General features: G+C 69.1%; 9 protein-coding genes, 1 tRNA gene and 1 pseudogene. 5 read left to right on the top strand and 6 right to left on the bottom strand.

The features are described 5' to 3' along the window. Position 1: 1 nt before the first annotated feature. A complete protein-coding gene (locus tag ACFPQ9_RS00565) occupies positions 2 to 208 on the bottom strand; it encodes an MbtH family protein (protein WP_380844659.1) in 207 nt (68 codons plus the stop codon). A gap of 2 nt (positions 209 to 210) precedes the next feature. Beyond that, positions 211 to 1,680, bottom strand: coding sequence for an MFS transporter (locus tag ACFPQ9_RS00560; RefSeq protein ID WP_380844656.1), 1,470 nt, complete (start codon positions 1,678 to 1,680; stop codon positions 211 to 213). Between the two features lie 400 nt (positions 1,681 to 2,080). Between ACFPQ9_RS00560 and ACFPQ9_RS00555 the strand changes: the two genes are divergently transcribed. Further along, positions 2,081 to 2,896, top strand: coding sequence for an SAM-dependent methyltransferase (locus ACFPQ9_RS00555; protein WP_380844653.1), 816 nt, complete (start codon positions 2,081 to 2,083; stop codon positions 2,894 to 2,896). Between the two features lie 267 nt (positions 2,897 to 3,163). On the opposite strand, the pseudogene ACFPQ9_RS00550 reads toward ACFPQ9_RS00555, so the two are convergent. After that, a pseudogene (locus tag ACFPQ9_RS00550) lies at positions 3,164 to 4,068 on the bottom strand (helix-turn-helix domain-containing protein). A gap of 158 nt (positions 4,069 to 4,226) precedes the next feature. Next, complete coding sequence (locus ACFPQ9_RS00545; protein WP_037862983.1) at positions 4,227 to 4,457, bottom strand: DUF397 domain-containing protein; 231 nt, start codon at positions 4,455 to 4,457, stop codon at positions 4,227 to 4,229. 324 nt (positions 4,458 to 4,781) lie between these two features. Here ACFPQ9_RS00545 and ACFPQ9_RS00540 point away from each other — a divergent pair, with 324 nt between their 5' ends. Continuing rightward, entirely contained in the window at positions 4,782 to 5,213 is a 432-nt protein-coding gene (locus tag ACFPQ9_RS00540) for an ATP-binding protein (protein ID WP_380844650.1), read from the top strand. A gap of 236 nt (positions 5,214 to 5,449) precedes the next feature. Next, entirely contained in the window at positions 5,450 to 5,803 is a 354-nt protein-coding gene (locus tag ACFPQ9_RS00535) for a hypothetical protein (protein WP_380844648.1), read from the top strand. Between the two features lie 462 nt (positions 5,804 to 6,265). On the opposite strand, the gene ACFPQ9_RS00530 is transcribed toward ACFPQ9_RS00535, so the two are convergent. Next, positions 6,266 to 6,772, bottom strand: coding sequence for a hypothetical protein (locus tag ACFPQ9_RS00530; protein WP_380844645.1), 507 nt, complete (start codon positions 6,770 to 6,772; stop codon positions 6,266 to 6,268). A gap of 383 nt (positions 6,773 to 7,155) precedes the next feature. Here ACFPQ9_RS00530 and ACFPQ9_RS00525 point away from each other — a divergent pair, with 383 nt between their 5' ends. Continuing rightward, positions 7,156 to 7,539 carry a DUF6083 domain-containing protein gene (locus ACFPQ9_RS00525; protein ID WP_380844642.1) on the top strand — a complete coding sequence of 128 codons (384 nt, stop codon included), beginning with the start codon at positions 7,156 to 7,158 and terminating at the stop codon, positions 7,537 to 7,539. A gap of 205 nt (positions 7,540 to 7,744) precedes the next feature. On the opposite strand, the gene ACFPQ9_RS00520 is transcribed toward ACFPQ9_RS00525, so the two are convergent. Further along, positions 7,745 to 7,816, bottom strand: a tRNA-Arg gene (locus ACFPQ9_RS00520). 60 nt (positions 7,817 to 7,876) lie between these two features. On the opposite strand from ACFPQ9_RS00520, the gene ACFPQ9_RS00515 reads away from it, so the two are divergent. Continuing rightward, entirely contained in the window at positions 7,877 to 8,470 is a 594-nt protein-coding gene (locus ACFPQ9_RS00515) for a response regulator (protein WP_380844639.1), read from the top strand. Positions 8,471 to 9,024: the final 554 nt, after the last annotated feature.

Below are 9,024 nucleotides of genomic sequence, written 5' to 3'. Positions count from 1 at the left end.
CTCAGGCGTCTGCGCCCGCGGGGGTGGGACGTATGTCCGTCCAGCGCTCCTCGACGAAGGCGAGGCACTCGGCACGGCTGCTCGCGGTCAGTGCCACGTCCCACCCGTCCGGCACGGCGATCCCGTCGGGCCACAGTGAGTACTGGCCCTGGGCGTTGGTGAGGACGAGATAGGTCCCGTTCTCGTCCTCGAAGGGATTGGTGGTCATGGTCAGCCCTCCACGAGTGCTTTGTTCTCGGGGGTGTCGGGTTTGTCCGTCCCCGTGGTACCGGTGGACTCGGCGCTGTCGGTGGGCACCGTGGAGTCCGCGTCGTCGTCGGTGACATCGGGCAGCAGCGAGTCGATCTCCCGCACCGTGCGCCGGGACATGCTGAGCACCGCGACGGTGATGCCGCACAGGCCCGCGACGAGCAGCATGGCGGCCATGCCGCTGCCGGGCCCGTCCCCGAGGAGTGGCCCCAGCACCACGAAGACGCCGCTGCCGTCCGCGGCCTGCGGTTCGAAGACGTGGTCGGCCAGCGGGCCGGAGACCGCGGTGGCCAGCGGTACGGAGATCTGCGACAGGAACATCACCGCGCCGAAGACCCGGCCGTGCCACTCCTGCGGAACCTTCGTCTGCACGATCGCCTGCATCGTGCCGTTGATCATCGGCATCAGCGCCGCGCCCACCAGGATGGCCGCGCACCAGCCGACCACCTCGCCCGCCAGCGCCATCGCCACCTGGGCGGACAGACACATGCCGATGATCCCGAGCAGCATGCCCCGGGCCCGGTTCCGCGGCCCGCTCCAGGCCGCCATCAGCAGCCCGCCCGCGACCCCGCCGACCCCGATCGCGGTGTTGACGCTCGCCAGCGCCGAGGTCTCGCCGCCGGAGCGGGCCAGCACCATGGGCTGTACGGCGGCGAAGCCGAAGACCATGACCAGGTTGACGCAGCAGAAGGCCAGCATCAGATCGCGCAGGCTCGGGAAGCGGAAGAGGAACCGCATCCCCTCGACGGCCTCGGCGACGAGCTTCTTACGCGGACCGCCGGCCGCCTCCGCCGCCGGACCGTTGTCCCCCTTCATCCGTACGACCCGGATCGCGGCCAGCGCGAGAGCGAAGCTCACCAGGTCGGCGACGAGGATGAAACCGAGCCCGGAGAACGCCACCAGCAGTCCGCCGAGGGCCGGGCCGCCGACATCGGCGGTGCTCTTGGCGCTCGCCAACAGGCTGTTCGCACGCTGGAGCCGGCTCTTGTCCACCAGCAGCGGGACGGCGGCGCCGAGCGCCGGGAACTGGAACGCGGCGGCACCGCCGAGCAGCATGACCGCCCCGTAGACCTCCCAGGTGCGCAGCCCTCCGGTGAAGTGCAGGACGGCGAGCAGCGCCACGACCAGCAGCCCCCCGCCGTCCGCGAGCTGGAGCGCCGTACGCCGCTTGACGCGGTCGACGAAGGCCCCGGCGAGCGGACTCAGCAGCACCTGGGGGAGCAGCGCGCACAGCGAGAGGGTGGTCAGCGCGGTCGCCCGGCCGGTGGCCGACCAGGTCTCGAAGACGAAAGCGAACCGCAGGACGGAATTGCCGACCAGTGACACCGCCTGCCCGCTCCACACGAGCATGAAGGGACCCATGCCGGTGAACCGGCCGTTCTTTCCCCCGTCGTGCGCGGTGTCGTCCTGCGAGCGCGCCGCATCGGCCACGTGCTACCCCCGTCGAATGTGGCTTCCGGTCGAGAACCCTAGTTCGAAGTGACCGGCCGCACAGCCCTGATCATGAAAGGCGTCCGAGAAGCCCTCACGGACGGGCCGCCGCGACCGAGAGGTCCGTGCGCTGACGGGCTCGTACCGGGACAAGAGCCGGTCACCTCGTAGGCACCTACGAATAATTGACGACACAAGGACATTCGGGGCGTCTGGAAGAAAGGTGCCGCCCCCGGACACCTCGGCCGCCGTCCAGCAGCGGATCCCGTACCCGCCCTCCCCGTCAAGGGTGGCATTCTCCCGCTGGTTGACCGATGGACTGGCCCGACCAACTGCGGTCTCCCTAGGATGTGTTGTCGGCGAGGTGATCTCCTCGGCCGTCCTGCCCCTGGGGGAAGCCATGGAGCCTGGAAAGCTGTCCACGTCGATCGATGCCGCGGTCCCCACGGCCGCGCGCATGTACGACCACTACCTCGGAGGCAAGGACAACTACGCCTCGGACCGAGCCGCCTGCGAAGAGCTGGACAAGGTCGTCCCCAGTACCCGGGCCCTCGCCCTGAACAACCGGCGCTTCCTGCAGCGCGTGGTCGGGACCCTGGCCGGCGAGTTCGGCATCCGGCAGTTCCTCGACCACGGCTCCGGCCTGCCCACCCAGAACAACGTCCACCAGGTCGCCCAGGCCGTCGACCCCGGCTCGCGCGTGGTGTACGTCGACAACGACCCGATGGTCCTGGTCCACGGCCGCGCCCTGCTGGACCAGAACAACAACACCGCCGTCATCCACGCCGACATGCGCGAGACGGACCTGATCTTCTCCCACCCGGACACCGAGCGCCTGATCGACTTCTCGCAGCCGGTGGCGGTGCTGTTCAACTCGGTGTTCCACTGCATCCCGGACAGCGACACCGACGGCCCGCTCGCCGTGGCCCAGCGGGTGCGCGAGCGTCTGGCGCCCGGCAGCTTCATGGTGATGTGCCAGCTGGTCAGCGAGGACCCCGAGGTCCGCAAGTTCGTCACCGACTTCATGGACCAGGCGACGCAGGGCCACTGGGGCCGGGTGCGTCAGGAGAAGGACGTCGCGGCGTACTTCGACGGCCTGGAGATCCTCGAACCCGGCCTGGTGGAGGTTTCCACCTGGCGCCCCGACACCGAGGTGGCACCGCGTCAGCTCACCCAGGAGTGGATCGAGTTCGGTGGCGTGGGCCGACTGCCGTAGCGCCGATGGCGTAGCGACCGGAGAGCGCGGGAGCGGCGGCATCGCCGCTCCCGGGGCTGAGCGTGCGTGGGTGTATCGCTCCCGGGGCTGAGCGTGGCCGGGTGTATCGCTCCTGGGGCAGGAGTGGCCGGGTGTATCGCTCCCGGCCGGGGTGCTTCCTTCCGGCGGGAGTGCTTCCGTGCCCACCGCTCCTCCGCGGGAGCCCCACTGGGAGCCGGAGTGCTTCCCATGCGCACCGCTCCTGGCGGGAGCCGCGCTGGGCGCCCGCTATGCGTACCGCTTCATCGTCTCGCGCAGCCGCTCAAGCGACTCGCGCGGATTGAGGGCCTCGTCGCCCAGGCGGTCCAGGGCGAGCCGGTACTCCTCGGTCTCGTCGCGGTCCTCCAGGAAGGCCGCGCTCTTGATGTGCTCCAGATAGACGATGTCGGGCAGATCGACGCCGCCGAAGCGGAGATAGGTGATCGGCATCGCGGGCGCCGAGGCGTTGGTGACGTCCAGCGGCACGATCTGCACGGTCACATGCGGCCGCTGGGCCATCTCCACGAGATGCTCCAGCTGCGCGCGCATCACCTCACGGCTGCCCAGGACCCGCAGCAGCACCGACTCGTCGACGACCGCCCACAGCTGGGGCGCGTCCGGGCGGTGCAGCAGCTGGCGCCGGCGCATCCGCAGCTCCACGCGCCGCTGCACCTCGCGCGCCGGCGCGGCCGGCAGTCCGCGCTCGACGACGGCCCGGGTGTAGTCGTCGGTCTGCAACAGGCCCGGTACATACTGGAGTTCAAAGGTACGGATGGCCGTCGCGGCCTCCTGGAGCCCGACCAGCCGGTCGAACCACTCCGGCATCAGCCGCTTGTCATAGCGCTGCCACCAACCCGGTTCGCCGGCACGCCGCAGCAACTGGAGCAGCACCGAGGCTTCGTACTCCTCGGTGCGGTAGTGCTCCAGCAGGGCACGCACGTCCGCCTCCGTCGGCGGCTCTTGCCCGCCTCGATGCGCGAGAGCTTCGCCGGACTGAATCCCACGGCCCGCGCGACCTGGTCCTGGGACAGCCCGAGGTCCTCGCGGAGACCCGCCAACTGGACGCCGACCAGCATCTTCAGCAGGGTCGGCGCGGGCTCGGTCCGCTCCAGATAGGGTTCGAGGCGGGAGATGCGAGGTGACTCGGGTGACATCCTGACTCCCCGTAGACCGGCATACGACAGACCGCATTATCGCATCCCGCCGCCTCGTGGCGCCGAAACCGCGAGAAGTGGAAGGCTCAACTTCCGTTCACGGGCGGCGTTTCGCCCTTCGCCGATCTGTACCGGATGTTCCCGGGCGGACGTCCGTGTCACGCCAGGTGGTCGAACTCTCCTTCCTTCGCGCCGGCCAGGAAGGCGGCGATCTCGGCGGGCGTGTAGACGAGGGCCGGTCCGTCGGGGTGGCGGGAGTTGCGCATCGCGACACTGCCGTCGCCCAGGGCGGCCACCTCGACGCAGTTGCCCTCGGCATTGCTGTGCCGGCTCTTGATCCAGCGGACGCCCAACGAGTCTGCCCGTACGCCGTTCGGTGCTGTTGGCACTGCACTCTCCTTGCTCACGTTCCGTCACGCGCGTGCCCGACGCCCCCGTGGGCCCGGGCCGCACCACGTGCTCCGCCACGACATCTCACGCGAAATTTCCCGTGAAATTGCACGGAGAGGCCGTCGGCGTGGATAATAGCCCTTGGCGTCAAGTGCAGTGCGGACGCCCAGTCCTGACCGTGTATCAGGGGAGACGTTGTGTCGTTACCTGCGTACGAAGGGCTCCGACTGCCCCGTGGCGCTGCCTCACATGAGGCGTTGACGACGGCGCCACCAGCGCACAGCGGCCCCCCGGGCCCACGCCGGCAGGTGAGGCCGGAGCCTTTGCGCACGGCACCCCACTCCGCCGTCCTGCGCCTCGTCGGCGCCGAACGGGGCTGCGGCCAGGCCCGCGACTTCGTCCGTCGCACCCTGACCGGCTGGGAGCTCGACCACTGCGGCCCCGATGCCCTGACGGTGGTCACCGAGCTGCTCGCCAATGCCGTACTGCACGCCGCACCGCACTCCACGGCCCGCCCCGCGGCCGACCCCGGCATCTGGCTCAGGCTCAGCGTCCGCCGCCCGGCCCACCTTGTCTGCGCGGTCACCGACCCGAGCGACCACCCGCCGGTCTACCCACACACGTCCGACCCCTTCGACGAGCATGGCCGCGGGCTGCGCATCATCGACAGCCTGTCCGAACACTGGGGCTGGACCCGACGGCACCCGATGGGTAAGACGGTCTGGGCGATGCTCCCGGTGGCCGAGGACTCCTGACGCCACACCCTCGTCCACGCCGCTGCATCCGCAAATGCGTACACAGGCGCGAACATTTGGGTAAGTGCCCGAATGGGCCGCCATATTCGCCATATGTGGGATGCCCCCGGCAGTGGTGTAACACGGTCGCGTTCATCTGGCGCAGAACTAGGCAGAAGAGAGCCACCGAGCAAAGGCCGAATCCCGGTCCAGCGCGGTGGCCAGCCGGCCAAACAACGCGTCAGATCGGATTTCTTGTGAACACCGACCCGGTATCCGGATACCAGACGTACGACCACCAGCACCCGGCCCAGGACCGCACCGCGCGCAACCGGGACACCGCCCGCAGAGCAGCCCTCACCGTCTGCACGATCGCCGACGTCTCGGCCGGTCTGCTGGGCCTGTGGATCGTCCTGTACCTCCTCGACGCGAACCAGGGCAACGCCTTCGTGGAGTTCGTCCACGGGGCCGCCGACTTCCTCTCCGGATGGGCACGCGACATTTTCACGATGGACACAGAGGGCCTACGAGTCGTCCTCAATTACGGCCTTCCCGCGGTCCTCTATCTGGCCCTCGGACACGGAATTGCCGCCCGCCTGAACAGGGCCTGACGGCAATACCCAGCGGAAGGACGACACAGTGACACACACCCCCGCCGAAAACGATCACCTCCCCATTTATGAAGACCTGGTGCGCGAACGCGGAGACGCCGTGACGGAGGCCCAAATAGCAGCCGCACACACCCAACACCAGGCAGCGGAACTCCTGCCGGAGGGCGATGCGGGGCAGTGGGGGCGGGAGCGGGGGATTGGGGGCGGGGGGCGGTAAGGGCGTGCATGCGGGCGGGGGCAGGGGTTGATGGAGGCCGGTGCTGGGGTGTGGGGTGGGGGGTGCTGATGCGACGCGCGGGGCTGGAGCCGCCCATCGGGCCGATGCGGCTGACTTGCTGATGGCGGGGTCTTCAGGCACTGCATGCGCAGTGCGCCGGCAGGATTGCTGATCGACGCTCATCAGGGCGACCTGGATGCGGGCAGACGATCTCGTCGCGAACAGCGCGAGCCGGTGCCCGCCCGTCAGCGGTCCTTCAGCCGATCTACCCAATGGGCAACGTCGTGTCGATGCGCCACCTGCACCAGTGCGTCGATGCTGACGCCGGATTCTGTCTCGATGGAGAGGATCTTTCCCTGCCGAAAGGTGACTTGCTCACCCAGGTGCAGCGCTCCTCTGGGACGTCCAGTGAACGTGGAGCGCGGCCGAATGAGCAGCCGCCGGTCGGTCAAGGCCACAACGAACTCATCACCAAGCAAGGAGAAGGGCAGTCGCCCGACCTTCCTGCGCACTACCACCACCAGCCGCACTTGTTCGCCTCGCGGTACCCGATTCCGTATGTCCCATCGTGCAGCGGTCCGCACCAGCAGGAGATTTACCGCGTAGACAAGGCCGACGAAGGACGCACTCCAGATCACGAACGTGGAGAGGGCCCATCCGGCGATCCACGGGGTGGAGATGATGAAGACGGCTGCAGCAAGCATCGACAGCCGGACGGAACTGATGGCGATGCCTTTGGCGGCGAGGTTCATTCCGTTCCCTTTGGTCGGCTGCGCGGACGGCACGGGAGGCGTCAGAGGAGGGCCGCGTCGTCGAGGCGGTGCGCGGGGGTCATGTCGAGGACCTGCTAAGTCGCTATGGTGCTATGCCAAGTGCCATCGATGGACGGCAGAAGACCGCCGACAGGCAAATCGAAGAGCTCCTGTGCGAGTACGAGTGGACACGAACCTCGATTCCCGGCTCCTCAGTCCGAGAGGGTTGGGGGCTTCGTGGCGTCTCGGCCGCGCGCCGTCGGTCACTAGTTGCGGCTTGCACCTTCCGCGTTGCGTGTGGTTTCAACCAAGCCTGTGCGCATCACGCGTCTCGTCCGATTCGCCCTCTTTGCATTGCACTCTGGGCTGTCGACCCTCGCGGTATGGGGGTTCTACGAGAGAGACCGAGCAAGCTGGGCGGCGGCCAGTCACGCTGTCTGTACTGCGGACTGCCGGCGGATCGAGTACTGACGCTGGAGCGGGACTGGGTGCTGCTTGAACCCGACATGGCCCCGTTGGCTCACACGGTGCCGGCCGAGCATCGATGGATTGAGCTGTCCGACGGACGGGTGACCGTGTACGGCGTCTGCCCGCCCGATCCGTTCCAGCGGTGCCGTATCGAGCACCGGCTTGCGTGCTCGGCGCAACAGCCGCCCGATCTCTGGCCGTGGTTGACAACGCTGCGCGCCGAGAACGAGCGACGAGTGGAGCGCGAGCAGGACCCGGAACCACCGACGCCCCCGGAGCTGTGGCCCGACGCGGGGTGATGACGTCACGGGATCGCGGTGTCGGCCGCCATCGTGATCTCCAGAGATTGAGCTGGGCGGATTTCCGAGATCCTGTCCGCGCATAGTCCACAGACCCCGTTCCCAGGGGCGTGGTCGCTCAGCGCTGCATATGCCTGCACATACACGAAGACCCCGGCCTCAGCGTCTCCGCTGGTGACGGGGTCTTTGGGCACCTCATACAGGGTGCCCCCGGCAGGATTCGAACCTGCGCACACGGCTCCGGAGGCCGTTGCTCTATCCCCTGAGCTACGGGGGCGTGTCGGGCGCCTTGCTTGGCGGCGACGGGTAGAACCCTACCAGCTTCGGTGGGGTGTTCATGAACGGGTTTCCGGGGGCGTGGCACCCGGTGCGACCTGGGGTGGGTCGCCCGCACGGGGTGGAAGTCGGGAAAACCCGGACGCGGTGGCCGGTCCGCACCTACTCTCGAGTTGTGCCAGGCGCTTCCGGCCGGGTCCTTGTCGTAGACGACAACAAGGTCATCCGGCAGCTGATCAGGGTCAATCTCGAGCTGGAGGGGCTCGAGGTGGTGACCGCGGCCGATGGTGCCGAGTGTCTGGATGTCGTTCATCAGGTGCGGCCCGACGTGATCACCCTGGATGTGGTCATGCCCAGGCTGGACGGGCTGCGCACCGCCGCGACGCTGCGTGCCGACCCCCGCACCCGTCACGTTCCCCTCGCCATCATCAGCGCCTGCACCCAGTACGAGGTCGACAGCGGCCTCGATGTCGGTGTCGACGCATTCCTCGCCAAGCCCTTCGAGCCCGCCGAACTCGTCAGCCTCGTACGGCGGTTGATCGAGCGGAAGCGGAGCGCGGAGGACGAGGGCGGCGTCGATGGCAGGGGCGCCGACGATGCCGTGTTCGGGGGCGTCCTGGGCGCCGGCGAGGCCGCCGGGCGGACCGGAGGCTGACCGGAAGCTGAGGCGGCGGCCAGGGGGAGCGGCGTGATTGCCCGGCCGACCGTACTCCGGAGTTCGGACCAGCCCAGCCAGTCCCGCCCCAGCCGGGTCCAGCCCAGCCAGTCCCGCCCCAGCCGGGTCCAGCCCAGCCAGTCCCGCCCCAGCCGGGTCCAGCCCAGCCAGTCCCGCCCCAGCCGGGTCCAGCCCAGCCAGTCCCGCCCAGCCGGGTCCAGCCCAGTCCCGCCCAGCCGGGTCCAGCTCAGCCCAGCCCAGCCCAGAGCCTTGCAGTCCGGCACCGACCGCATCGTTCCGACCCGCCCCACCGATGCACCGCACTCCTGCCAACCCTGCCCAGCTGCCCCCCCCACGGCACGGTGCGACCACCGCGCTGCACCGCACTTCCACCAACCCGCAGCCGCCGCCACCTACCCCACGGCGTGACGCGACCACCGCGCTGCACCGCACTTCCACCAACCCGCAGCCGCCGCCACCGTCCCCCACGGCGTGACGCGACCACCGCGCCCTCACCCCCCCCCCCCCCCCCCCCTCCCCCAACCCACCCCCAA

The sequence above is a fragment of the Streptomyces coerulescens genome (assembly GCF_042657965.1).
Classification (GTDB): domain Bacteria; phylum Actinomycetota; class Actinomycetes; order Streptomycetales; family Streptomycetaceae; genus Streptomyces; species Streptomyces coerulescens.
The sequence above is the reverse complement of the archived record's forward strand: the minus strand, read 5'-3'. Positions and strand labels throughout refer to the sequence as shown.

Excerpts from the sequence above, each read along its gene's own strand:
- ACFPQ9_RS00530 (WP_380844645.1), bottom strand. The coding sequence starts at position 6,772 with ATGAACCTCGCCGCCAAAGGCATCGCCATCAGTTCCGTCCGGCTGTCG.
- ACFPQ9_RS00525 (WP_380844642.1), top strand. The coding sequence starts at position 7,156 with ATGGGGGTTCTACGAGAGAGACCGAGCAAGCTGGGCGGCGGCCAGTCA.
- ACFPQ9_RS00515 (WP_380844639.1), top strand. The coding sequence starts at position 7,877 with ATGAACGGGTTTCCGGGGGCGTGGCACCCGGTGCGACCTGGGGTGGGT.
- ACFPQ9_RS00565 (WP_380844659.1), bottom strand. The coding sequence starts at position 208 with ATGACCACCAATCCCTTCGAGGACGAGAACGGGACCTATCTCGTCCTC.
- ACFPQ9_RS00555 (WP_380844653.1), top strand. The coding sequence starts at position 2,081 with ATGGAGCCTGGAAAGCTGTCCACGTCGATCGATGCCGCGGTCCCCACG.